The 24273-nt window shown below is 74.5% G+C and carries 24 protein-coding genes; 13 read left to right on the top strand and 11 right to left on the bottom strand.

Annotated features, from left to right (window positions below):
• The first annotated feature begins 149 nt into the window (after window positions 1-149).
• The 8 genes from AC5L34_RS28095 to AC5L34_RS28060 all read left to right on the top strand — a co-directional run bounded on the left by AC5L34_RS28095 (window position 150) and on the right by AC5L34_RS28060 (window position 11064).
• On the top strand, window positions 150-977 hold the full coding sequence (locus tag AC5L34_RS28095) for an ABC transporter permease (RefSeq protein ID WP_441174642.1): 828 nt from the start codon (window positions 150-152) through the stop codon (window positions 975-977).
• 2 nt (window positions 978-979) lie between these two features.
• Window positions 980-1726 (top strand): ABC transporter ATP-binding protein, encoded by a 747-nt coding sequence (locus tag AC5L34_RS28090; RefSeq protein ID WP_441174640.1) that lies wholly within the window; start codon window positions 980-982, stop codon window positions 1724-1726.
• Complete coding sequence (locus AC5L34_RS28085; protein ID WP_441174638.1) at window positions 1723-3729, top strand: DUF5941 domain-containing protein; 2007 nt, start codon at window positions 1723-1725, stop codon at window positions 3727-3729. Before AC5L34_RS28090 ends, AC5L34_RS28085 begins: the two co-directional genes overlap by 4 nt.
• A 16-nt stretch (window positions 3730-3745) precedes the next feature.
• The gene (locus AC5L34_RS28080; protein WP_494827694.1) at window positions 3746-5935 is read left to right on the top strand and encodes a bifunctional glycosyltransferase/CDP-glycerol:glycerophosphate glycerophosphotransferase; all 2190 of its coding nucleotides are present in this window, start codon (window positions 3746-3748) and stop codon (window positions 5933-5935) included.
• Between the two features lie 137 nt (window positions 5936-6072).
• Entirely contained in the window at window positions 6073-7368 is a 1296-nt protein-coding gene (locus tag AC5L34_RS28075) for an ABC transporter ATP-binding protein (RefSeq protein WP_441174635.1), read from the top strand.
• A 47-nt stretch (window positions 7369-7415) separates the two neighbouring features.
• Window positions 7416-7880: a DUF4442 domain-containing protein gene (locus AC5L34_RS28070; RefSeq protein ID WP_494827693.1), complete on the top strand. Its 465-nt coding sequence runs from the start codon at window positions 7416-7418 to the stop codon at window positions 7878-7880.
• A gap of 62 nt (window positions 7881-7942) precedes the next feature.
• A complete protein-coding gene (locus AC5L34_RS28065) occupies window positions 7943-8695 on the top strand; it encodes an HAD-IA family hydrolase (protein WP_363892920.1) in 753 nt (250 codons plus the stop codon).
• Complete coding sequence (locus AC5L34_RS28060; protein ID WP_441174631.1) at window positions 8692-11064, top strand: glycoside hydrolase family 65 protein; 2373 nt, start codon at window positions 8692-8694, stop codon at window positions 11062-11064. The genes AC5L34_RS28065 and AC5L34_RS28060 overlap by 4 nt, the downstream gene beginning before the upstream one ends.
• 75 nt (window positions 11065-11139) lie before the next feature.
• Here AC5L34_RS28060 and AC5L34_RS28055 read toward each other — a convergent pair whose 3' ends face one another.
• Window positions 11140-11316, bottom strand: coding sequence for a hypothetical protein (locus AC5L34_RS28055; RefSeq protein WP_172896590.1), 177 nt, complete (start codon window positions 11314-11316; stop codon window positions 11140-11142).
• 160 nt (window positions 11317-11476) lie between these two features.
• On the opposite strand from AC5L34_RS28055, the gene AC5L34_RS28050 reads away from it, so the two are divergent.
• Window positions 11477-12136 carry a dienelactone hydrolase family protein gene (locus AC5L34_RS28050; protein WP_494827690.1) on the top strand — a complete coding sequence of 220 codons (660 nt, stop codon included), beginning with the start codon at window positions 11477-11479 and terminating at the stop codon, window positions 12134-12136.
• A gap of 13 nt (window positions 12137-12149) precedes the next feature.
• Here the strand turns inward: AC5L34_RS28050 and AC5L34_RS28045 are convergent, their stop codons facing one another.
• The gene (locus AC5L34_RS28045; RefSeq protein ID WP_494827689.1) at window positions 12150-13268 is read right to left on the bottom strand and encodes an AI-2E family transporter; all 1119 of its coding nucleotides are present in this window, start codon (window positions 13266-13268) and stop codon (window positions 12150-12152) included.
• 200 nt (window positions 13269-13468) lie between these two features.
• Here AC5L34_RS28045 and AC5L34_RS28040 point away from each other — a divergent pair, with 200 nt between their 5' ends.
• The 3 genes from AC5L34_RS28040 to AC5L34_RS28030 all read left to right on the top strand — a co-directional run bounded on the left by AC5L34_RS28040 (window position 13469) and on the right by AC5L34_RS28030 (window position 15291).
• Entirely contained in the window at window positions 13469-13651 is a 183-nt protein-coding gene (locus tag AC5L34_RS28040; protein WP_091623794.1) for an antitoxin, read from the top strand.
• Between the two features lie 193 nt (window positions 13652-13844).
• Window positions 13845-15050, top strand: coding sequence for a cytochrome P450 (locus tag AC5L34_RS28035; protein ID WP_494827687.1), 1206 nt, complete (start codon window positions 13845-13847; stop codon window positions 15048-15050).
• Between the two features lie 4 nt (window positions 15051-15054).
• The gene (locus AC5L34_RS28030) at window positions 15055-15291 is read left to right on the top strand and encodes a ferredoxin (protein WP_441174624.1); all 237 of its coding nucleotides are present in this window, start codon (window positions 15055-15057) and stop codon (window positions 15289-15291) included.
• A 107-nt stretch (window positions 15292-15398) separates the two neighbouring features.
• Here AC5L34_RS28030 and AC5L34_RS28025 read toward each other — a convergent pair whose 3' ends face one another.
• The 9 genes from AC5L34_RS28025 to eccB form a co-directional block, all read right to left on the bottom strand.
• The gene (locus AC5L34_RS28025) at window positions 15399-16001 is read right to left on the bottom strand and encodes a hemerythrin domain-containing protein (protein ID WP_494827685.1); all 603 of its coding nucleotides are present in this window, start codon (window positions 15999-16001) and stop codon (window positions 15399-15401) included.
• 179 nt (window positions 16002-16180) lie between these two features.
• Entirely contained in the window at window positions 16181-16852 is a 672-nt protein-coding gene (locus tag AC5L34_RS28020) for a C39 family peptidase (protein WP_441174621.1), read from the bottom strand.
• Window positions 16853-17173: 321 nt separating this feature from the next.
• The gene (locus AC5L34_RS28015) at window positions 17174-17581 is read right to left on the bottom strand and encodes a pyridoxamine 5'-phosphate oxidase family protein (RefSeq protein WP_089002293.1); all 408 of its coding nucleotides are present in this window, start codon (window positions 17579-17581) and stop codon (window positions 17174-17176) included.
• Between the two features lie 29 nt (window positions 17582-17610).
• Window positions 17611-17943 carry a DUF1232 domain-containing protein gene (locus tag AC5L34_RS28010; RefSeq protein ID WP_441174619.1) on the bottom strand — a complete coding sequence of 111 codons (333 nt, stop codon included), beginning with the start codon at window positions 17941-17943 and terminating at the stop codon, window positions 17611-17613.
• Between the two features lie 44 nt (window positions 17944-17987).
• On the bottom strand, window positions 17988-18806 hold the full coding sequence (locus tag AC5L34_RS28005) for a hypothetical protein (protein WP_441174618.1): 819 nt from the start codon (window positions 18804-18806) through the stop codon (window positions 17988-17990).
• Between the two features lie 256 nt (window positions 18807-19062).
• Window positions 19063-19431 (bottom strand): hypothetical protein, encoded by a 369-nt coding sequence (locus AC5L34_RS28000; protein WP_441174616.1) that lies wholly within the window; start codon window positions 19429-19431, stop codon window positions 19063-19065.
• 170 nt (window positions 19432-19601) lie between these two features.
• Window positions 19602-20876 carry a WXG100 family type VII secretion target gene (locus tag AC5L34_RS27995; protein WP_441174614.1) on the bottom strand — a complete coding sequence of 425 codons (1275 nt, stop codon included), beginning with the start codon at window positions 20874-20876 and terminating at the stop codon, window positions 19602-19604.
• Window positions 20869-21237 carry a DUF2563 family protein gene (locus AC5L34_RS27990; protein ID WP_357716313.1) on the bottom strand — a complete coding sequence of 123 codons (369 nt, stop codon included), beginning with the start codon at window positions 21235-21237 and terminating at the stop codon, window positions 20869-20871. Before AC5L34_RS27990 ends, AC5L34_RS27995 begins: the two co-directional genes overlap by 8 nt.
• 139 nt (window positions 21238-21376) lie before the next feature.
• Window positions 21377-22933, bottom strand: a complete 1557-nt coding sequence (gene eccB, locus AC5L34_RS27985; protein ID WP_441174612.1) for a type VII secretion protein EccB — start codon at window positions 22931-22933, stop codon at window positions 21377-21379.
• A gap of 150 nt (window positions 22934-23083) precedes the next feature.
• Between eccB and AC5L34_RS27980 the strand changes: the two genes are divergently transcribed.
• Window positions 23084-24265 (top strand): type VII secretion protein EccE, encoded by a 1182-nt coding sequence (locus AC5L34_RS27980; RefSeq protein WP_441174611.1) that lies wholly within the window; start codon window positions 23084-23086, stop codon window positions 24263-24265.
• Window positions 24266-24273 lie beyond the last annotated feature (8 nt).

Genomic DNA, 24273 nt, shown 5'->3' with positions numbered 1-24273 from the left:
AAGACCATGCGCGAGACCGGCGCGGACATGAAGGTCAAGTACAAGGAGACGGCGCGCGGCGGACTGGCCGTCAACGTGATCGAGTGCTGAGGGGGCGTTCGTTCATCGACTGCTAGCCTGTCGTCCGTCCGGTGAGGCGGGAGGCGGCGGTGACCTCTGGCGTCGCGGCGTTGTGGTCGCACCGCACCTCGCTGCGCATCCTCGTCAGGCGCGACCTCGCCGTGAAGTACCAGCAGTCCGTGCTCGGGTACCTCTGGTCGCTGATCGAGCCCCTCGGCCTGGGAGCGATCTACTGGTTCGTCTTCGGCGTCCTCTACTCGCGGGACACCAACCGCCACCTCGGCGACGCGGCCGACTCGTACCCGCTGTTCCTGCTCACCGGGATCTTCGCCTGGATGTGGACCAGCTCGGCGCTGAGCGAGGCCACCAACGCGCTGACCGGTCAGGCCCGGCTGATCACGACGATGAACCTGCCCCGGCAGGTCTTCCCCATCGGCCGGGTCGCCGGCCGTTTCGCCGAGTACGCCGCCGGCCTGCCGATCCTCGTCGCCGTCGCCGTCGGGTACGCCGCGTCCGGGCGGGTCGAGCCGGGCTGGTCGCTGCTGGCCCTGCCGCTGGCGGTGGCGGTGCAGGGCGTCCTGCTGGTCGGGCTGGCCCTGCTGCTCTCGGCGGTCAACGTGCTGATGCGCGACGTCGAGCGCTTCATGCGGCTGGTCGTCCGGGTGCTCTTCTACGCCACCCCGATCATCTATCCGCTGAGCCTCGTACGCGACGCCGACCTGCCCGGCTGGCTGAAGGCCGCGTACGAGTTGAACCCGCTGGTCGGCATCTTCCAGCTGCACCACGCGGTCTGGTACCCCGACGAGTTCCCGGACGCCCGGCTGCTCGCGACCGCCGTCGGCGTCAGCCTGCTGGTGCTGGTCGCCGGCTGGTGGTCGTTCCGTCGGCTCGAACCCGCCCTGCTCAAGGAACTGTAGGGATGGCCGAGGCGATCATCGAGGCGGACCGGCTCGGCATCCGGTTCGTCCGCAACCGGCGGCGGCAGTTGCGGCTGCGGGAGCTGTTCATCCACCGGGGGCGGCACGGTGCCGACGACGGCCGGTTCTGGCCGCTGCGGGACGTGTCGTTCTCGGTGGGCGCCGGGGAGACCGTCGGGGTGGTCGGGCGCAACGGCACGGGCAAGAGCACGCTGCTGCGGCTGATCGCCGGCGTACTCATCCCCGACGAGGGCCGGATCCGGGTACGCGGGGACGTCGCGCCGCTGCTGGAGCTCTCCGCCGGGTTCTCCAGTGACCTGACCGGGCGGGAGAACCTCTACCTGGTCGGCGGCCTGCACGGGCTGCCGTCGGGCTACCTGCGCCGGCACTTCGACGACATCGTCTCGTTCGCCGGTGAGCAGGTGGAGCGGGCCGTCGACACGTCGGTGCGGCACTACTCGTCCGGCATGAAGGTCCGCCTCGGCTTCGCCATCATCTCGCACCTGCCGCACCCGATCCTGCTCATGGACGAGGTGACCGCGGTCGGGGACGAGGAGTTCCGCAAGAAGTGTTATGCGACGATCGACCGTCTGCTCGGGGAGGGGCGCACTCTGGTGCTGGTGTCACACAACGAAAAGGACCTGACCCGGTTCTGCCGTCGGGGGTTGTACCTCGACGGGGGCCGGCTGAGCGTCGACGGCACGATCGCCGAGGCGCTGCACGCGTACCACGCCGCGGTTCCGCGGTGACGCTCGCGATCGTGCTCGCCGCCGACGCCCCGGCCGCGAGCCTGCCGACCCGCTCGGGCGAGCCCCTCGCCGACCGGCTGGCCGACCAGCTCCGGCGCGCCGGGGCGGACGAGGTGCGCCACGTCGCCGACCTGGACGAGTTGGCCGCCCTGGCCGACGCGGCCACCGGACCGGTGCTCGTGACCGGCGCCGACCTGGTCGCGCACACCGCCGTCCTGCGGCACCTGGCCACCAGCCCCGTCGGGCCGACGGTGGCGCTGGTGCTCACCGACCCGCCCGGCGAGGGCGGCACGGCCGTGCGCGAGGAGCGCGGCCAGGTGGTCGGCGCCGGGCCGCCGGAGGCGTTGGACGGCGAGGCCACCGGCGTCTTCGGCGGCGCGCTGCGGGTCGGCGTCGACGACCTGCCGTCGCTCGCCGCCGCCGCGCGCGCGGTCGCCGCCGGGGTGGTCCCCGCCGGCGCACCGTCGGCCGCCGCGCCGGCCGGGCCCGCCGTGGACCGGCTCTTCGCGGGTCTTACCGGGCTCGGCACGCTGACCTTCGCCCAACGCGTACGCCTGCTCGTCGCGCACCGGGTGGCCGACCCGTCGGGGCTGGCCGCCGCGGAGGCGGCCGTGGCCGCCGTCGACGAGGACCGGGCCGAGCTGAAGCTCTCGGTGAAGGAGCGCGACGACTTCTTCACCACGTTCTTCGTCAGCACCTGGTCGCCGTATGTGACGAAGGCGTCGGCGAAGCTCGGGCTCGGCCCCACCGCCGTCACGATGATCTCGGTGGCCTTCGCGGTGGCCGCCGCCGTGCTCTTCGGCACGGGCGGCCGGCTGGCGCTCGTCGCCGGTGCGGTGCTGCTCTACCTCGGCTTCGTGCTCGACTGCGTGGACGGCCAGCTCGCCCGCTACACGCGGCACTTCAGCGCCTGGGGCGGCTGGCTGGACACCATGGCCGACCGGGCCAAGGAGTACGTGGTCTACGCCGGCCTCGGCTACGGGGCCACCCAGGCCGGTTTCCGGTACGGCTGGGCGCTGGCGATCGCCGCGATCACCCTCCAGACCGTCCGGCACATGACCGACACCTGGTACGGCGTGCTGCACGACGAGGCGGCCCGCCGGCCGAAGGCGGTCGGCACCTCCGGCGGTGGCATCGGCGACAAGCTGAACGCCGCCTCCAACCGGGTGCAGGCCGACACGGGCTCGGTGTCGTACTGGCTGAAGCGGACGGTGGTCTTCCCGATCGGGGAGCGGTGGGCGCTGATCGCGATCACCGTGGCGCTGTTCGGCCCGCTGGTCAGCCTGTACGCGGTGCTGGCCTGGGGGGTGCTGGCGTTCGCGTACACCGGGGCGCTGCGCACGCTGCGGGCCCGCTGGATGTGGGTGCCGGTGCTGGACACGGTCGACGCCACCCTGCACCGCGACGACGGGCCGCTGGCCCGGGTCCTGCCGGTGCTCCGCCCGGTGGGCCCGCTGACGCTGGCGGTCGGCGCGGCGCTGGGCCCGGCGGCGCTGCTGGTGGCGGCGCTGCTGGCTCGCGACGGCGCGGGGGCGGAGGGCCTGCGGTGGGCGGTGCCGGCCGCGCTGGTGGTGCTGCTGGCCGCCGGTCTCGGCGCCGGCGCGGCGCACAACGGGCCGCTGGACTGGCTGGTGCCGGCCGCGCTGCGGGCGGGCGAGTACCTGTTCGCCATCGCGGTCGGGGTGGTCGGCGGCGTGCCACCGTGGTTGATCTTCGGGTACGTCTTCGTGCTGACCCTGCACCACTACGACCTGACCGCGCGGCTGGAGAAGCGGCAGTCGGCCCCGCCGCTGCATGGCGTCACGCTGGGCTGGGAGGGCCGTTCGGTGCTGCTGGCCCTGGCGGCGATCGTCGGTTTTGCGGGTATCGGGATGGCTACACTCGGTACGTACCTTCTCGTGGTTTTTGTGGGGAGTGTCGCCCTCGCCTGGGTGGTCCTGCCCGCCCGCGCCGCGCGGGCGTCGGTGGGCCTGGTCGGCGCGGGAGGTCGCTCGCCGGGCTGACGGAGGGGGCCGGCCGATGACACTGATCAGCTTCGTCGTGCCGGCCTACCGGGTGCAGGGCTACCTGCGCGAGTGCCTGGACTCCATCCTCGACCAGCCGGTCGCCGACATCGAGGTGATCGGCGTCGACGACTGCTCACCGGACGACAGCGGCGAACTCCTCGCCGAGTACGCGGCCCGCGACCCGCGGGTGCACGCCGTCCGGCTGACGGAGAACGTCGGGCTCGGTCCGGCCCGCAACGTCGGGCTGGACCGGGCCACCGGCGAGTACGTCTGGTTCGTCGACGGCGACGACTGGCTCGCGCCGGACTGCCTGACCGAGGTGGCCGGGCGCCTGCGCGCGACCCGCCCGGACGTGCTCCTGGTCGACCACGTCCGGACCCACTGGAACAACGCCACCAGCCGCAGCGCGATGGCGGAGGTCTTCCCGGAGCCGCCCGGCGAGCAGACCTTCCGGCTGCGGGACCGGCCCGAGACGCTGCGGCTGCTGCACACCGCCTGGAACCGGCTGGTCCGCCGGCGGTTCCTGCTGGAGCAGGGCCTGCGCTTCGCCCCCGGCTGGTACGAGGACGTCTCGTTCAGCTACCCGGTGCTGCTGGCCGCCGAGCGGATCGGCGTGCTGGACCGGGTCTGCGTGAACTACCGGCAGCGCCGCACCGGGGCGATCACCCGGACCAGGGGCGAGCGGCACTTCGAGGTCTTCGACCAGTGGCACCGGGTGTTCCGGCTGTTGGACGCCGGCGGAGCGGACGTCGACGACCTGCGCCCCGCGCTGTTCGAGCGGATGATCTGGCACTACCTGACCGTGCTCGGCAACGGGGAGCGGATCGCCCCCGCGCTGCGCCCGGCCTTCTTCGCCCAGATCACCGCCGACCACGCGCGCTGGCTGCCGCCGGGCGGCTACCCGACGCCGGCCGGTGCCGAGGGGCTCAAGCACCGGCTGGTGGCCGCCGGCCGCTGGCGTACGTTCAGCGCGCTGCGCGCCGCCTACCGGGCGCGCGACGCCGCCCGGCGTACCGCGCGGGGCACGAAGCGGCGGGTGGCGCCTCCGGCCCGGCGCGCGGCCCGGGTGGCCCGGGACACCCTGCTGCGCGAGTACTACCGGGCCGAGCTGCGTCGGCCGGTCGACCCGACGCTGGCCGTCTACGCGGCCTACTGGTACCGGGGGTACGCGGACAACCCGGCCGCGATCTTCGAGGCGGCCCGCCGGCTGGCGCCGCAGGTGCGCGGGGTGTGGATCGTCCGGCGCGACCGCGTACACACCGTGCCGGAGGGCGTCGCGTACGTGGTCGCCGGGACGCGCGCGTACTACCGGGCGCTGGCGCGGGCGCGCTGGCTCGTCAACAACGTCAACTTCCCGGACTTCGTCCGCAAGCGGCCGGGCACCGTGCACGTGCAGACCCACCACGGCACGCCGGTGAAGGTGATGGGGCTCGACCAGCAGCGGTACCCCGTCGGCGCGGTCGGGATGGACTTCGCCGGGCTGCTGCGCCGGGTGGACCGCTGGGACTACAGCATCAGCGCGAACAGCTTCTCCAGCCAGATGTGGGAGCGCGCGTACCCGGCCGCGTACACCACGCTGGAGGTCGGCTATCCGCGCAACGACCGGCTGGTCACCGCGACCGCCGAGGAGGTGCTGCGGCTGCGGGCCGGGTTCGGCCTCGGGCCCGGCGAGCAGGTCGTCCTGTACGCCCCGACGCACCGGGAGCACCTGCCCGGCTACCGGCCGCCGTTCGACCCCGAGCGGCTGCTCGACGTGCTCGGCCCGGCCGGCCGGCTGCTGATGCGCAGCCACTACTTCCACGACCGGGACCGCCCCACCCGCCGCCCGGCGGAGCGCGACCGGGTACGCGACGTCAGCGGCCATCCGCACGTGGAGGACCTCTACCTCGTGGCGGACGTGCTGATCACGGACTACTCCTCGGCGATGTTCGACTACGCCGTGCTGGACCGGCCGATCGTGGTCTACGCCCCCGACTGGGAGGCGTACCGGCTGGCCCGGGGCGTCTACTTCGACGTGACCGCGGAGCCACCGGGCGCGGTGGTCGCCAGCTTCGACGACCTGCTCGACCTGTTCCGCGCCGGCGGGGTCGACGCGGAGGCGGCGCGCAAGGCCCGGCAGCGGTTCCGGGCCCGGTTCTGCGCGCTCGACGACGGCTACGCCGCCGAGCGGGTCGTCCGCCGGGTCTTCCTCGGCGAGCGGTGAGCGCGGGGCGTCGTCCCGGCGGGTGGGCGTCACGGGGCCGTCACAAGCCGAACATGGCACGTTTACCCGATGGGCGAAACGGATGATCCTCGTCACAGTCAATCGGGGTTCGCCCGACGAGCTGGGGGGAGGGAACGGTGACAACCGTCGCGCTCAAGGACGTCACGAAGGTGTTCAGGGACGGCACGCTGGCTGTCGACAAGGTCAATCTCGACGTCGAGGACGGCGAGTTCATGGTGCTGCTCGGTCCGTCGGGCTGCGGCAAGTCCACCGTGCTGAGGATGGTGGCCGGGCTGGAGGACCCGACGTCGGGCGCGGTCATGCTCGACGGCGAGCTGGCCAACGACCTGCCGCCGCGCGACCGGAAGATCGCGATGGTCTTCCAGGACTTCGCGCTCTACCCGCACATGACCGTCGGCGACAACATCGCCTTCCCGCTCAAGCTGGCCGGGTTGGAGCCCGAGCCGCGCGACGAGCGGGTCACCGACGTGGCCAGCGCGCTCGGCATCGGCGACGTGCTCGGCCGCAAGCCCAGCCAGCTCTCCGGCGGGCAGCGCCAGCGGGTCGCGATGGGCCGGGCGATCGTGCGCCGCCCGGGCCTGTTCCTGATGGACGAGCCGCTGTCCAACCTCGACAGCGGGCTGCGCGCCGAGCTGCGGGCGGAGATCTCGGGCCTGACCCGGGAGCTGGGCGTCACCACCATCTACGTCACCCACGACCAGGCCGAGGCGCTGACCATGGCCGACCGGGTCGCCATCATGCGCAAGGGCGTCCTGCAGGACGTCGGCACCCCCACCCAGGTGTACGGGCGCCCGGCCACCCTCTACGTGGCCGCGTTCCTGGGCAGCCCGCGGATGAACCTGCTGGAGGCCTCGGTCTACGTCCATCTCGACCGCTACGTCACCCTCACCCTCGGCGAGCAGGCGCTGCACCTGCCGTGGGACGACATCCGCAGCCGGGCCGTCGCGCACTACCACGGGGAACGGATCGTCGTCGGGATGCGGGCCGAGGCGCTCACCCCGGTGGCGCCGGACGCCCAGGGCGCCGTGCTGCACGGCCGGATCCGCTACCTGGAGCACCACGGGCACGAGTCGCTCGCCTTCCTCGACGTCGGGGCCACCGCCATCGTGGTGGACGAGATGGGCGCCAGGGCCGACGCACCCGCCACCCAGCGCGGCCGGCGCCGCTTCGGGCAGGCCTTGCAGCGGCTGGCCGGGCGCGCGGCGGAGGAGGCGGCCGCGCCGACCGGTGTGACCCGCACCAGCGTGCTCAACGATCCGGGCCGGCACCACCGGCGCCCGGCCGAGCTGGCGGTCCGGCTCGCGCCGTACCCAGGGGTCTCCGCCGGCCACCCGCTGGCCGTCTCCGTACGCATGGACGCGCTGCACTTCTTCGACGAGCGCGGCGACCGGATCGACGTGGGCTGGCGCTGACGGGGGCGGTCCTTGCCGGAAAAGTTACCGACTAGTAACGTCGGTTCATGACCATCGACTCGCGCCAGGTGGCCGCCGGCTTGCTCGACGCGGTGCCCTTCGCCCGTACGCTCGGTTTCGAATTCGTCGAGGTGGCCCCCGAGGCCGACGGTGGGGTTCGGGCCGTTGTCCGGCTCCCCGATTCGCCGGCCACCCACAACCACGTCGGCGGGCCGCACGCCGGGGCCATGTTCACCCTGGGTGAGACGGCCTCCGGCGCGGTGGTGCTCGTCGCGTTCGGGCACCTGCTCGACCGGGCCACGCCCCTGGCGGTGCGCGCCGACATCGCGTACCGCAAGCTCGCCAAGGGTCCGGTCCGCGCGACCGCCCGGCTGGGGCGCGCGGTGGCCGAGGTGGTTGCGGAGCTGGAGGCCGGGCGGCGGCCGGAATTTCCGGTACGCGTCGAGATCGCCACCGAGGAGGGCAAGCCGACCGGCGAGATGACCGTGGTCTGGACGCTGCGCCCCAACTGAGCCGGGCGGCAAAGGGGAGCGAAAGCGGTTTGCGGGCCCGGAGGTCTGGATAGATTCGTACCGTGTTGGGCCTGCCTGCTCACGTGACCGCCTGTCTCTTCGATCTGGACGGTGTGCTGACGCAGACCGCCCGGGTGCACAACGCCGCCTGGACCGAGACGTTCGACGGCTTCCTGCGCCGCCGCGCCGCCGTCACCGGCGAGGAGTTCCGCCCCTTCGATCCGGGGCCGGACTACAACCGCTACGTCGACGGCCGGCCGCGCGCCGACGGGGTGCGCACCTTCCTCGCCTCCCGGGGCATCGTGCTGCCGGAGGGTTCGCCCGACGACCCGCCGGACGCCGACACCGTCAACGGCGTCGGCAACAGCAAGAACGTGCTGCTGCTGGAGCGGCTGCGTACGCACGGCGTGGACGTCTACCCCGGCTCCGTGACCTACCTGGAGGCGGCGGTCGCCGCCGGCCTGCGCCGGGCGGTCGTCACGGCCAGCGCCAACGGCCGGGAGGTGGTGGCCGCCGCCGGGCTGGAACCGCTGCTGGAGGCCCGGGTCGACGGGCTCGTCGCCCGCGCCGAGGGGCTACGCGGCAAACCGGCCCCGGACACCTTCCTGGCCGGCGCGCGGCTGCTCGGGGTCGACCCGCGTGACGCCGCCGTCTTCGAGGACGCCCTCGCCGGGGTGGCCGCCGGGCGGGCCGGCGGATTCGGGTACGTGGTGGGCGTCGACCGGGTCGGCCAGGCCGCCGAACTGCTGGCCCACGGCGCCGACGTGGTGGTCACCGACCTGGCCGACCTGCTCGACACCGGGCGGCCCGCGTGATCCGGGAACGCGCCTATCCGGTCGAGCCGTGGCACGTCCGGGAGACGCGGCTGGACATGGACGTCCTGGCCCAGTCGGAGTCGGTCTTCGCCCTCTCCAACGGGCACGTCGGGCTGCGCGGCAACCTGGACGAGGGGGAGCCGCACGGCCTGCCCGGCACCTACCTCAACTCCTTCTACGAGCTGCGCCCGCTGCCGTACGCGGAGGCCGGCTTCGGGTTCCCCGAGTCCGGCCAGACGATCGTCAACGTGACCAACGGCAAGCTGATCCGGCTGCTGGTCGACGACGAGCCGCTCGACGTCCGCTACGGCGAACTCCTCGCCCACGAACGGGTCCTCGACCTGCGCGCCGGCACCCTGCACCGGGAACTGCACTGGCGCTCCCCGGCCGGCCGCGAGGTCAAGGTCCGCAGCACCCGGCTGGTCTCGTTCACCCAGCGCGCCGTCGCCGCGATCAACTACGAGGTGGAGGCGGTGGACGGCCCGCTGCGGCTGATCCTCCAGTCGGAACTCGTGGCGAACGAGACGCTGCCCCCGCAGAGCAAGGACCCGCGGGTCGCGGCCGTGCTGGAGTCGCCGTTGCAGGCCGAGGAGGAGCTCACCACCGCCGACGGTGGGCTGCTGATCCACCGGACCAAGGTCTCCGGGCTGCGGGTGGCCGCCGCGATGGAACACGAGGTGTACGCCCCGGCGCGCAAGACCATCCAGTCCGAGGGGTACGAGGACTGGGTGCGTACCACCATCGGGTGCGTGCTCCAGCCCGGCGAGACGCTGCGCGTGGTCAAGTACCTCGCGTACGGCTGGTCGAGCCGGCGGTCGCTGCCGGCGATGCGCGACCAGGTCGAGGCCGCCCTGACCGGGGCGCGGCTCGACGGCTGGGACGGGCTGCGCCGCGAGCAGCGCGAATACCTCGAGGAGTTCTGGGACGCCGCCGACGTGGTGGTGGAGGGCGACCCGGAGATCCAGCAGGCCGTCCGCTTCGGCATGTTCCACGTCCTCCAGGCGGGCTCCCGGGCGGAGCGGCGGCCCATCGCCGCGAAGGGCCTGACCGGCCCGGGGTACGACGGGCACGCGTTCTGGGACACGGAGATGTTCGTCCTGCCGGTGCTCACGTACACCCACCCGGCCGCCGTGCGGGACGCGCTGCACTGGCGGCACGCCACCCTGGCCGCCGCCCACGAGCGGGCCCGGACGCTCAACCTGGAGGGGGCGGCGTTCCCCTGGCGCACCATCGAGGGGCCGGAGTCGTCGGGGTACTGGCCGGCGGGCACCGCCGCCTTCCACATCGCGGCCGGCATCGCCGACGCGCTGCGCCGCTACGTGCAGGTCACCCAGGACACCGAGCTGGAACGCGAGATCGGGCTCGAACTGCTGGTGGAGACCGCCCGGTTGTGGCGCTCCCTGGGCCACCACGACCGGCACGGCCAGTTCCACATCGACGGGGTCACCGGCCCCGACGAGTACACGGCCGTCAAGAACGACAACATCTACACCAACCTGATGGCGCAGCGGAACCTGATCGCCGCCGCCGACGCCGTGACGCGCTACCGGGACGAGGCGTTCCACCTCGGCGTCACCGACGAGGAGGCGGCGGCCTGGCGGGACGCGGCGGCCGCCATGCACATCCCGTACGACGAGGAGATCGACGTCCACGAGCAGGTGGAGGGCTTCACCCGGCTCCAGGAGTGGGACTTCGGGCACACCCCGCCGGAGAAGTACCCGCTGCTGCTGCACTACCCGTACTTCGACCTGTACCGCAAGCAGGTCGTCAAGCAGGCGGACCTGGTCCTGGCCATGCACTGGCGGGGCGACGCGTTCACGCCCGAGCAGAAGCTGCGCAACTTCCTCTACTACGAGCGGCGTACGGTGCGCGACTCCTCGCTGTCGGCGTGCACCCAGGCGGTGCTGGCGGCCGAGGTGGGCCATCCGGAGCTGGCGCACATCTACCTGCGCGAGGCCGCGCTGATGGACCTGCACGACCTCAACGAGAACACCCGCGACGGCGTGCACATGGCTTCGCTCGCCGGCGCCTGGATCGCCCTGGTGGCCGGGTTCGGCGGGCTGCGCGACCACGACGGCAACCTCTCCTTCGCGCCCCGGCTGTCCAGCCGGCTGGAGCGGCTGGAGTTCTCACTCCAGTGGCGCGGGATGCGGCTGCGGGTCGACGTCCGGCCGCACGAGACCACGTACGCGCTGCGGCGCGGCGACCCGGGGGACGTGCTGGAGCTGCGGCACCACGGCGAGCCGGTGCGGGTCACCTGCGGGGAGCCGGTGACGATGCCGATTCCCGCGGCGGAGGTGTCCGGCCCGGTCCCGGAGCAGGCCCCGGGGCGTGCGCCCCTGCTCCGCCTGCCCGAGAACGAGCCGTGACCGGCCGCCGCCGGCCCGCGTACGTCACGGCGGGCCGGCGGCGCCGGTCTGCGTGCCCTCCGACGGCGGCGGGGGTCAGACGGGCCTGCCCTGTGACGGGCGGCCGGCGGCGTCTCGGGGCGCCGTCGCCCGCGGGTCGTCGGCCGTGCGCGCCTGGGCCGCGTCGTCCGCCCAGTCCCGGCCGCGTTCGGTGTCCTGTTCCCGCCGGTCCCGGTCCGTGTCCTGCTGCCGGGTCTCCCGCTGCTGCGCCATGGCGATCCTCGCGATCCGTCGGGGCGCGGTTGCGCCGGTACGGCCTGCGGTCATCCGCCGCCTACCCGGGCCCCCGGGCGACAAACGCGGGCCGCGCCGGGCGGCTTGCCGGCCCGGGGGACGGGTATGCGGCCGGAGACCGAGGACGTACGGAGGCGAGATGGACGTGCGCAGCAGTGCGGTGACGATCCCGGCGGGGAACGCCGAACTCCCGGCCGATCTGCTGATCCCGGCGGAGCCGGCCGGCGTGGTGCTCTTCGCGCACGGCAGCGGCAGCTCCCGGCACAGCCCGCGCAACACCGCCGTGGCGCACGTGCTCAACCGCGCCGCCCTCGGCACCGTGCTGGTCGACCTGCTGACCCCGGCCGAGGACCAGGTGGACGCCCGGACCGCCGAGCTGCGCTTCGACATCACCCTGCTCGCGGACCGGCTCGCCGCGATCGTGGACTGGCTGGCGGCCGAGCGACCCCTCGGCGCGGTGCCGATCGGCCTCTTCGGGGCCAGCACCGGGGCGGCCGCCGCCCTGGTTGCGGCGGCCGCCCGACCGGACCTCGTCGGCGCGGTGGTCTCCCGGGGCGGCCGCCCCGACCTGGCCGGCCCGGCCCTCGGCCAGGTACGCGCGCCCACGCTGCTGCTGGTCGGCGGCCTCGACGAGCAGGTGATCACGCTCAACGAGCAGGCGCAGGACGCGCTGCCGGAGACGGCCGAGCTGACGGTGATCCCGGGGGCCACCCACCTCTTCGAGGAGCCCGGCGCCCTGGAGCAGGTCGCCCACTGCGCCGCCGACTGGTTCACCACCCACCTGCCCGCCTCCCGCTGAGCGCCGTCCCGGGTCAGGCGGGGGTCGGGGGTGCCGGGTGTCGGCGGTGCTGCTGGACGGTGTCGACGATCCGCCAGACGACGGCGGTGATCGGCACCGAGACGAAGGCCCCGGCGATGCCGGCGATCAGGGTGCCGGCGGTCACCGCCACCAGGATCACCGCCGGGTGCAGGCGTACCTGGCGCTTCATGATCAGCGGTTCGAGCAGGTTGCCCTCGATCTGCTGCACGGCGATCACGGCGGCCAGGACGAGCAGCGCGGTCACCGGCCCCTTCGCCGCGAGGGCGACCAGCACCGCCACCGCGCCGGCCACGGTCGCCCCGATGATCGGGATGAAGCCGCCGAAGAAGGTGATGAGCGCGAGCGGGAAGGCCAGCGGCACCCGGAGCAGCACCAGCGCCAGGCCGATGCCGATCGCGTCGATCGCGGCGATCATCATCGTGCCCCGGCTGTACGCGCCGAGCGTCCGCCAACCCGCCCGGCCCGCCTCGGCGGTCACCGTCCGATTCGGCCCGGTCGCCCGGGACAGCGTCCAGTGCCACATGGAGCGGCCGTCCTTGAGCAGGAAGAACAGCAGGACGAGCGCGAGCAGCGCCGAGCCGAGCACCTCCGCGGCCGTCCTGGCGCTGGAGACCGGATCGACCGAGTCCTGCCCCAGGCCCTCGCGGGCCTGGCCGAGCAGCCGGTCGATCTGCTGGTCGGTGACCGGCAGCGTCGAGGTCACGAAGTCCCGGGTGCGTTGCAGGCCCTGCCCCAACTCCTGGCTCAACTCGCTGAACTGGCCCGCGGTGAGGCTCCACACCAGCGCGCCGACGCCGAACAGCAGGCTGAGCAGCAGCAGCACGGTGAGCAGGGCGGCGAGGGCGGCGGGCAGCCGGAGCCGGCGCAGGACGAGCTGCACCGGGTCGAGCAGGGCGGTGAGGAAGATGGTGGCGGCCAGCGCGATGGCCAGCGGCGCGAGCAGCACCGCGATCTTTCCGAGCAGGTACAGCCCGGCGACGACCACCACCAGGCAGGCGCTCCACACCACGGCCGAGCGGACCAGCCAGGGAAGCGCGGCCCAGGTCTGTCGGGGGCCCGCGCCCCGGTCCGTCGTCCCCTCGGGCGTACGCCCGGCACCGTCTGCGACCACGTCGGCCCTCCTCGATCTCCGGCGAGTCGGTACCCGGCCGGCGTCCCTCCGACACCCGCGTCCCCTTTCACGCTAGTTGGGCGGCCGAGGCACCGGGGGAGACCGCCCGTTTCCCGATCGCGCTCCGGGCGCCCGTCCGTCTGTTTGCGCCCCCGACCTCAGGGAACGCAGAGATCGGACCCGGATTCGAGGAGGACCCGATGAGCGACTTCATGGACAAGGCCAAGGACTTCGCCGACAAGCACGACAAGCAGGTCGACCAGGGCATGGAGAAGGGCGGCGACATGGCCGACAAGCGCACCGGCGGCAAGTACGACGAGCAGATCGACAAGGGCGTGGACCAGGCCCAGGCGCGTACCGGCGAGGGCGACCAGGTCCGCTGAGCCCGTCGGGCGTCCCGGGTCGTCGCGGTCGACGACCCGGGACGCCCGCTTTTGCGCCGATCGACGCGTACCGCTAGCCAAGGATCGACCACTCTCGCTACCATCCGCAGTCGGAACATGACTCAACGTGGAGTCGCCCCCGACCGGACCGGTGCCCACCCCTTGGGGCGCCGTGACGAGAGGAAGCCATCCGGTGACCGAGGCCCCCGAGACGACCGCCCCCCAGCGTTATCCGTTCAGCGATCCCGACCGGCTCGACCTCGACCCGCGCTACGCCCGGCTGCGCCGGGACGAACCGCTCACCCGCATCCGCATGCCGTACGGCGAGCCGGCCTGGCTCGCCACCCGTCACGCCGACGTCCGCACCGTGCTCGGCGACGCCCGGTTCAGCCGGGCCGCCTCGGTGGGCCGGGACGAGCCCCGCAACTCGCCGCGGCAGCAGGAGGGCGGGATCCTGTCGATGGATCCGCCGGAGCACACCCGGCTGCGCCGACTGGTGGCGAAGGCGTTCACCGCCCGGCGGGTGGAGGAGCTGCGGCCGCGTACCCGGCAGGTGGCCCACGAACTGGTCGACGGCATGCTCGCCGCCGGTCCGCCGGCCGATCTCGTGGCGCACCTGGCCACCCCGCTGCCGATCCGGGTCATCTGCGACCTGCTCGGCGTCCCGGTGGCCGACCAGGACCGCTTCCACACCTGGTCGGAGGCGATCGTGTCGACCACCTCGCTGAGCCCGGAGCGGGCCCAGGAGTACATCGACAGCCTCTTCGCGTACATGGGCGAGCTGATCGCCCTGCGGCGCGAGCAGCCCACCGACGACCTGCTCGGCGCGATGGTCCGGGCCCGGGACGCCGACGACCGGCTCGCCGAGGAAGAGGTCGTACGCCTGGCCGCCGGGCTGCTCGCCGCCGGGCACGAGACGACCGTCACCCAGATCCCCAACTTCGTGTACGCGCTGCTCAACCACCCCGACGAGTGGGCCCGGCTGCGGGCCCGGCCGGAGCTGGTGCCGGGTGCCGTCGAGGAGCTGATGCGGTTCGTGCCGCTCGGCGCGTCCTCGGCCTTCGCCCGCTACGCCCTGGAGGACGTCGAGCTGGGCGGCGTGCTGGTGCGCGCCGGCGAGCCCGTGGTGGTGTCGATCTCGTCGGCCAACCGGGACGAGACGGTCTTCGCCGAGGCGGACCGGCTCGACCTGACCCGGGAGGTGAACCCCCATCTCGGCTTCGGCCACGGGGTGCACCACTGCGTCGGCGCTCAGCTGGCCCGGATGGAGCTCCAGGTCGTCCTGGAGACCCTGATCGACCGCACGCCCGACCTGAGGCTGGCCGTGCCGGAATCCGAACTGACCTGGAAGAGCGGCCTGCTGGTGCGGGGCCTCGTCGCCATGCCGGTGAGGTGGTGAACCGGTGAGTGCGCCGAACGAGCAGTGGCGGGTGCATGTGGACTCGACCCGGTGCATCGGGTCGGGGATCTGCGCGGGCACCGCGCCGAAGCACTTCGTGCTGGTGGACGGGCTGGCCCGTCCGCTGACCGAGCGGGTGGCGCCGGACGACGCGCTGGTCGACGCCGCGGACTCCTGCCCGATGGAGGCGGTCATCGTCTCCGAAGCGGACGGTCTGCGCCGGATCGCGCCGGAGCCCTGACCCGACCGGCTCCGCGTGACCTCGCGGGGCGGACCCGGCCGCCGCCGCCGGTGCGTACGCCGGTGGCCACGCCCCGGGCCGGGCGTGGCCACCGTGGCGCGGGTCCGTCAGCGCTGCTTCTCGCCCAGCTCCGCCACCGACGTGGCGCGGCCGCTCAACGCGTCGCGCATCCGGTCCACCAGGCCGGCACCCGGGTTGAGCAGCCGGTTCGCCGGCGGCCGGTCGGGCGCGGCCGGGTGCGGCCGGGTCGGGGCGGTCTTCTTGGTCGCCTCCACCTTCTCGGCCAGTTCGACCATCTCCTCGCCGGCCACGGCGGCGCGCAGGCGGGGGAAGAGGTCCGACTCCTCGTCCTTGACGTGGTGCCGGATCGTGCTGGTCAGCTGCGCCAGCAGTTCGTCGAAGCGCGGGTCGGACGGGTCGACCGACTCCAGCTCCTTCATGGTCCGCTCGGCGTCGGCGTGCTCGGAGATCTCGTGCTCGGCGATCTGGTCGCCGTCCGGCAGTGCCTTGCGGGCGGTCGGATAGACGTGCATCTCCTCGGCGACGGCGTGGCGGACCAGCTCGGCGATCATCACGTCGGCCAGCTGCCGGCGGTGCTCGGGGGTGCCCTGCCGGCTCTCCAACTGCACGAAGAGTGCTTCGACCTCACGGTGGTCGGCGGTGAGGACGTCCACCACGTCCTGACCGCTGGTTGCCTGATGGTTGGTCATGTCTGCCCCTTACCGGTTGCGGAACGGTCGGCTGTGAGCCCTGGTACCCGCGAACCGTCGACCGAACCCACGGCGACGCGATCGACGTCCCTCACCGCGACGGCCGCCCGGCGGTCCCGGTCGGGATCGCCGACGAGAGCCGGCCCCCGCGTGGGGACCGGCCCTCGTGGAGGTACGGGTCAGGACGAGTAGCCGCGCTCGGCGATCCAGTTGGCGACCTTCTCCAGCGTCATCCAGTACTCGCCCTCGGGGGCGGCCGGGTCGGCGATGCGGATCAGGTCCCCGCCGTCGCGGTAGCCCACCAGGGTCAGGTAGTGCCCACCCTCGTACGAGTGCGGGTTGCCGACCGTGTCGACGGCGGTGCCCTTGATGTTGGCCACCACCGGCCGGCCCCCGTCGAGGGCCGCGACCACGTCGGAGCGCAGCCGGTCGACCTGCTCCGGCCTGGCCACCGAGTCCCGGATCTCGGTGGTCCGGTATCCCCGGCCGGTCAGCTCGTTGAGCACGCGGGTGGTGTCCAGGGCGGAGTCGGTGCCGGCCTCGGTGGTGCCGAGCCGCTTGGCGACCTCGTCCTGGGAGAGCGCCTTGCCCAGCGCCGACAGGGCGATCCGGGTCGCGGCCGGGCCGCAGTAGTAGAAGTTGGGCTGGGCCTGGTACTCGATGCCCACCGAGCGCTCGGCACGCCGGTCGGCGCGGCCGTTCCTGTCGGTGTGGCCGTCGGTGCGCACCGAACCGACCGGCGCGGTCGCCGCCGGTGCGGCCTGGGCGGTGGCCGCCGGGCCCGCGAGGCAGCCGCCGGCCACCAGCAGACCGGCGACGGAGAGGCCGCTCCTCTGCACGATCGAATTCATGGTCGGGCTCCAATCGGGGGTCGACGCCTCCGGGGGGAGGCGTGCAGCACCGGGAAAGGCGCTCGGCTCTGTGGGGATTCGACGACCCGCAGCGGTCGGCCCACGGGCGTACTCGGGACGCAACGGTCCTGCTGAGGAGGACATTCCTGGCCCGCGCGGCCGGGCGTACGGCCGCACGTCGGGTTCAACCGGCCGGCGGGCAGCAGGATTCCGGCGTACGGATGCCGCACGTCACACCCCCGGCGCCGGGCGGGCGGCGTCCCCGGATCGCGCGGATCCGACGGGAATGGGGCGGCGATACCGGACAGACCGGTCAGGTGGTCACAAGCTGCCCAGCAGGCGGGTCACCGTGATTTCGATGACCACCCGGTCGGGATTCGGGCGGGGGGTCCGGTAACGCTCGGCGTACCGGCGCTCGGCCTCGGCCACGGCCGGCCGGTCGGCACGCACGACGGCCCGGCCCTCGATGGTCAGCCAACGTCGACCGTCGACGTGGCAGACGGCCACCGGGGCACCCCCGGGGCCGGCGGCGGCCACGTGCCGCGCCTTGCGGGACGCGCCGCCGGTGATCACCCGGGCCAGGCCGGCCGCCGCGTCGAAGGTGACCCCCACCGGTACGACGTGCGGGGTGCCGTCCGGGCGCAGGGTGGTCAACGTGGCCAGATGCCGTTCCCGGCAGAACGCCACGACCCGCTCGTCGTGGGGCGCCAACCGATGGTCGCCGGGCATGTCGGTCCCCTGTCTCGGTGCGGCAGCGATCATGGCACGTGGCGTCGGCCCCGGGCGGGGTCGGCCGGCACGTCGGGTGCGCCGGTCAGCGGTCGGTCCGCGGCGCGCCGCTGCCGGACCAGCCGGCCGAGGTAGAGCAGCGCGCCGGTCAGCACCGCCATGTCGTCCAGGTAGATGGGGTCGGGAAGCAGGTCGATCGGCAGGACGGTGTAGAGCAGCGCGCCGTAGAAGGCGACCTTGCCGCTCACCCCGAGCGTGCCGAGCAGCCGCCGGGTGCGGATCACGCGGACGGCCAGCACCACCGCGCCGACCAACGTGACGACCGCCACGACGCCGACGACGACCCACGCTTCCCTGGACACACCGTCACGCTAGCCCAGCGGGACCGGTTGCGCCCCGTCGCCGGTCAGTACGCGGGGACCGCCGCCCGGCCCCGGGCGACCGACGGCACGTCGCGGCCGGTCAGCACCGGGAACTCCCGGGTCTGCTCCGCCGTACCGGCGCCCTCGATCAGTGGCAGCAGCGACGGCGACTCCTCGGTGTGGGGGCTGACCGCCGCGAACGCCTCGTCCCGCAGGCTGCGCGCCGCCTCGGCGGCGGTCTCGGCGGCCCGCCACGCGGCCTGCTCCCGCTCCCGGGCCGCCCGCTGCCGGGCGAGCAGGTTGTCCCGTACCGCCCGGCGCAGGACGAGTTCCTGCTCGACCGGGTGCAGCCGCGGGTCCCAGCCGTCGCGGTGCGCGAAGACGTCGCTGAGCTGCTCCACCGACAGTTCCTTGCGCCAGTACGCGTCGAGGGCGGCCCGGTGCAGGAAGCGCTCGCGCTCCGCGTACTCGGCGGGCGTCCGGACGGTACGCGGCAGGGGCATCGCCTCGGCGACCGCCAGCCGACGGACGTCCGCCTCGGCGGCCTCGTACGCCTGCCAGGCCGCCTCGACCTCCTCCTGCGCGGCCAGCCACTCGGCCCGCAACCGGGCGGCGGTGGTGGCGGCCCGTTCCGCGGCGACCGAGACCTCCCCGGCGTACCGGGAGCGCTCGCGCTCCTCCTCGGCCCGTTCCAACTCGCTCGGCATCGCGGCGCGCCGGATCCGGGAACCGGCGTCGAACGTGAGCCGGCCGGGACGCAGCAGCAGGCCGGCCACGGTGACGGCGACGACGCCGAGCAGGCTCAGCCAGATCACGGCGGCCCGGGGCACGTCGAGCAGGACGGAGGAGAACACGTTTTGCATGGTCAGCACCTCGCGGTCGATCGAGGGGAATCGACAGGGTCTGTGCCCGGCGTACGGGCGGGTGGGTATCGGGCGCGCGTGCGGGGCGTACCGCGGCGGTGGCCGATCCGGCGGCGGACCGTGACGGGGCGGCGGGCGACCGGGTAGGCCGGTGACGTGGCGACCGGAGCAGGGGAGCGGGTCGGAGGGACCCGTTGTCGCGCGGCGACGGTCCGTCGCGGGCGGCGCCCCTGGCTGTTCAGCCGGTGGCCGACGGTCAGGCGGCGGGCGGACCGCGCCGGGCGGGGTCGCCCCGGCCGGGGTCGCGGGCGGGGCCGTCCGGGCGGGCCACCGGGGCGGCGGAGGTGTCGGACGAGCCGGCGACGCTCCGCGGCGCCGGTGCGGCGGCGGCACCGCTGACCTGCTCCGCCAAAGGCTCCCGGCGCGGCAGCGCGAGCCGGGAGTCGGCGGCCGGAACGGCGGCGGTAACAGCGGCCGGGCCGGTGGCGAACGGTGCCGGGGCCGGTGCGGCGGCGGCACCGAGGCCCACGGCGAGCACGAGCGCGGCGACCGCCAGTCGGGTCAGCTCGCGCAGGGAGCGCAGCGTGACCGACCAGAACGGGTCGACGGACGCTGCGGACGGCACGTGTCCAACCTATCGCCCGCGCCCGGCGCGTGCATCACGGCGACGGCCCGGGAGCGGGTGACCGCCGCCACGATGTCCGAAATGGATCGTCCGGCCGGGACAGCCCCGGACGTGCGACGGCCCACCCGGTGGTACGCCCGCCGGGTGGGCCGTCGTCGTGCGGTGGTGGGTCAGCCGTCGGTGCCGAGCACGGGCGGAGCGGCGGCTGCGCCGTCGCCCCAGACCATGTCGTCCTCCGTCAACCAGGTCAGCCGGCCGTCGGTGTCGTCGTCGTGCGCTCCCTGGCTGCCGCCCAGGACGCCGGGGCGCCCCGCGGTGCCGCGTGCGCGTCCCGCCGCGTTGGCCGCCCGGTCGCCCTGCCGTGAACCGTCCCGCGCGCTGTCGAAGCGCCGGCCCATTCCGGTGGCGGACCGGTTGTCGGCCACCGGGCTGCCGCCGGCGGCGCGGACCGCGGAGGTCGGCGCGTTGCCGCTCGCGGCGAGGGCACCGGTGCCGAGCACCCCTCCGGCCGGGCCGCCCTGCGGGCCGAACTGCATGCCGGGCCCGCCGGCCGAGGCCGTCGAGGTGCCGCCCAGCCCGGCGGGACCCGTGGTGGCGGTCGCGCCGGTCAGCAGCGTGGCACCGGCGAGGGAGGTGCCGACCGCGACGCCGCCCGGAGCGCCGGGGACGGCGCTGCCGGAGCCGCCGCCCGGGTGCCCGCCGCCGACGGTGCCCGGCGTGGCCGTCCCGGCGCCGCCGCCACCCGGCCCCGAACTCGGCCCGGCAGGGGCCGCGACGGTGACGCCGCCCGGCTGCCCGGCGAGGCCGGAGGCGGTCGGCGCGGCCGTCGGCGTGGTGGCGCCCGGGCCGCTGCGCGGGGTCGTCGAGGAGTCGCGGCTGGTCAGGCCGGGGGTGTCCGGGTGCGGCGGCGGCGGCGCGACGAGCCGGCCGTAGGCGGAGAGGTCGTAGCCGGCGGCCAACTCGGCCACCACGTTGACCATCCGCTGGTGCGCCTTCTCCTGCTCGGCCTTGTCCTGCTGGTGACCCAGCAGCCCGCCGACCACGATGCCCGGCACGCCGAACACGGCACCCTTGGCCGCGCCGGAGAGCGCCTGGTCGTGGTCGTCGGTCTCGGCCGGGCTCTCCGCCTGCGCGCGGGCGGTGCGCAGCTCGCCGGCCATCAGGGTCAGGCCCCGGCTCACGTCCGCCATGCCCTCGCCGAGCTTGTCGGCGTAGTCGGTGACGAGCGTCAACCGCCGCTGGAACTCCTGCGAGGCCGAACCCGTCCAGGTGTTGGCGAGCTTGTCGAGGTCGCCGCTGAGCTCGCGGGACAGCCCGTCGAGCATGCCCTTGAGCGCCGTCCACTGCGCGGCGACGCCGTCGATCTGGCCCGGCTGACCGGCCATGACGCCGTCGTAGAGCTGCTGGTGGCTGACGTGCTGGTAGCGCTGGGTGTATTCAGACACGCGGTTCCTCCTTCCGCTTCAACGCGTCGTCCACCCCGTTCAGCGCGGCGGCGATGTCGGCGGAGTTGGCCGCGTTGCGCTCCTCGGCGGTGCGGTAGTTGGCCAGGATCGTCGCGGTGGCGCTCTGCGCCGCCTTCACCGCGGCACGCAACCGGTCGACCTGGTCCACGTAGGACTGGTGGATCTCGGAGTAGCGGCGGGAGTTCTCGGTGGCGTCGGCGAACGAGCCCAGCGCCGGGGGCCGGCACTGCATCTCGGTGCTCAGCTTCCGCAACGCCTTCTCCGCCTCGGTCAGCCGGTTGGCCAACTTCTGGTGGAAGTCTTCCAGGGACAGCAGGTCGACTGTCGTGCGCCCGGTCATGGCAGCATCCCCGTACGTCATTCGTCGATAACCGTTGGCGAGGCTCAGGTTAGTCGACCGGCGCGACGCGGGCGACCCGCTACCGGTGTCGATCCGTCACGTGCGGAACCCGGCCCCCCGGTCGCGGCCGGGGCCGACCTCAGCCGTCCGCTCCCGGGCTGGCGGACGACGCGTCCGGCGAGGCCGGCGCCTCCGACTCCGGATTCCCGGAGGGCGTCACCGGCGCGCCGGACCGCTCCGGCGCGGGGCTGTCCGTCGGCTTCGCCGTGCCGCCCGTCGGCTTCGCCGGGGCCGACGGCGCGGGGCCGGGCGCGAAGTGGGAGAGCGCGGCGTCCCGCGAGAGGGTGGGCCCCGTGGGCACGAGGGCCAGCAGCGACGCGGGTACGGCCAACGGGGTGACCCCCTCGTAGCCCAGCGCCGACATCGCGCCGACGCCGAGCGGGTAGCGGACGCCCTGGGCGCTGATCAGATAAACGGTGGCGCCCGGGGCGGCCGTACCGCTCTCGCCGGCGCCGGGGGTGGCCTGCACGAGCACGCCCTTGCCGCCGGGCAGCAGCACACCCTCGGCGGTCCGTACGCCGTCGCGCGCGCTCTGCCGCACCGGAACGCCGCCGGGCTCGGCCAGTTCCGCCGGCACGCGGTCGAAGACCTCCAGGGTGGTGGTGGGCGGCCCACCGTCGGCGCCCGCCCGGTAGGTCGCGCAGACCGCCGTCCGGCCGGCGGTGACCGGGTGCAGCGCGGGCAGGGCCTGCGGCATCCCGGCCTCCTCCGCCCGCTGGTCGGTCAGCAGCTTGCCGGCCTGCGCCGGGGTGATGTCGGTGACCTGGCCGCCGTCGCGCAGCAGCAGCAGCGCGCTGATCTCGCCGATCGCGGAGAGGCCCTCCCGGGTGAGCACGTAGTGCTGGCCCGCCGCCCGGAAGACCTGACCGACCTTGGCCGGGCGCTCGGTCAGGGTGCTGGCATCGTCCTCGCCCGCGATCGCCGGCTTGCGCAGGACGGGCCCGGCCGGCACGGCGTTGAGCAACTGCTGTCCCACGGGCAGGCGGGGCGCGTTGGCCATCCGTAGCGCGGCCAGCGCGGAGTCGCCGCCGGTCACCTGCAACCGGGTGTCGCCGGTGAGCAGGTGCCGCTGGCCGTCGGCCTCCACCAGCACGGCCCGGTCGCCGAGCGGCGCGCCGCCGGGCAGCGGGCGGTCGATCACCACCCGGGTGCCGGAGCGGCGGGGATCGGCCGGGTCCGGGACGTCGCAGACCGACCAGGGCAGGCCCGTCAGGGACTTGCGGTCCGGCAGCGCGTCGGGGGCGCCGACGATGCCGACCGTACGGCCCCGGGGCCGGTCCCGGATCGACGCCTGGGACATCGTGCGCACCTGCGGGGCCGGCTCGTTGATGATCAGCCGGGCCGAGGCGTAGTTGAGGGTCGGATGCAGCTTGCCGTCGACGAAGACGTACGTCGCCCCGGTCTCCCGCTCGATCACCAGGGTGTTCGGCTCCAGCGGGGCCTTGTTGCCGGTGAACTGCCCGTACGCGCCCACGCCGCCGAGCACCACGGCCGCGGCGATCACGCTGCCGAAGACCGCCATGCCGAGCCGCCGCATCGGCAGGTTGCTGGTCTCGGGGTCGCCCGACAGCAGCGCCGAGACGATCCGGCGGGTGACGAAGCGGTACGCCTGCACCTGGTCGCGGCGGGTCCGCATGACTTACCTCCGGCGGGGGTGGGTCCGCGACGAGCAGGTCCGAGTCGGTGTCGCGGGCTTCCCTACGATAAGGGGCCGTCGACGGGTCACCGGGACCAGCGCCCGACCCGATCCGGCGGACGCTCCGCCGTCCAGAAAGGACTGTCAGCGATGACGCAGGTTCAGGCGCCACCCGGTCGTCCGGCACCGCAGCCGTCCGGCGTCGCCGGGCGGCCGGTCGTTGCGGCCGACCGGCGCGACCGTGGTCGGATCGGCCCCGTCGCCGTGGGGCAGCTCGTCGTGCTGGAGCTCTGCGCCCTGGCCGTCTGGGCGGCGCTGGGCGGCCCCGTCTGGCTCGCCGCCACCGTCGGAGTGCTGTCGCTGGCGGTGGCGGTCGCCGTCTTCGCCCGTCGCGGTGGCCGCTGGTGGTACGAGGACCTGCTGCTGCGCCGCCGGCTGCGGCGGCGTCGGGAGGCGGCCAGGAGCACCGTCGCGGCGGGCGGCGGGGCCGACCCGAGGCTGGCCGCCCTTGCCCCCGAGCTGACCGTGACGGAGCTCACCGACCGCGGCACCCGGCTCGGCATCGGGCAGGACGCGCAGGGCTGGTTCGCGGCGGTGGCGTTGCAGGGCCGCGCCGGGGCGCCCGCCGGATCGGTCGAGGCGGCGGTGCTGGACCGGGCGCTGCGCGTACTCGCCGACTTCACCGGCCCGGTCACCCGCGCCCAGGTGGTGTCGCACACCCTGGTCTGGTATCCGGCGCCGGGCGCGCCCCCGGCGGCCCACCGGACGGTCTGGCTGGCGCTGCGGCTCTCCGTACGCGACGCCCGCGTCGAGACCGTCAGCCGGGGCGGCGGCATGCCCGGCGTGCACCGCACGCTGGCCGCCGGGATCGGCCGGCTGGGCAAGGCGCTGACCGCGGCCGGGCTCGACCACCGGCCGCTCAGCCGTGACGAGCTGCGCGCGGCGGTGGTCTCGGCGGCCGGGCTGGACCTGGCGCCGACGCCCCCGGCGGAGACCTGGACCGGGCTGCGCGGCGGCGGCTGGACCCAGCGCTGCCTGGTGCTGCGGCCCCGGGCCGACGCGCCCTTCGGCCCGCTGGTGGACGCGGTGACGGCGACGTCCGCCCCGTCGCACACCCTGGCCGTCGTGGTGCTGCCCGGTGGGCGCGTCGCCCCGCCGATGCTGCGGGTGGCGGCGCTCGACGACCACGTGGAGGCGCTGGTCAAGGCGGTGCGGGAGGTGGCGCGCCGGTCGGGCGCCCCGGCCCGCCCCGTGGACGGCCAGCACGGCCCCGGCGTCTACGCCACCGCCCCGGCGGCCACCACCGTGACGACCCTGCACCCGACCGGCTGAGCGCGCGG

The organism is Micromonospora sp. ZG13 (assembly GCF_059359355.1).
This window is presented reverse-complemented; position numbering and strand designations above follow the sequence as displayed.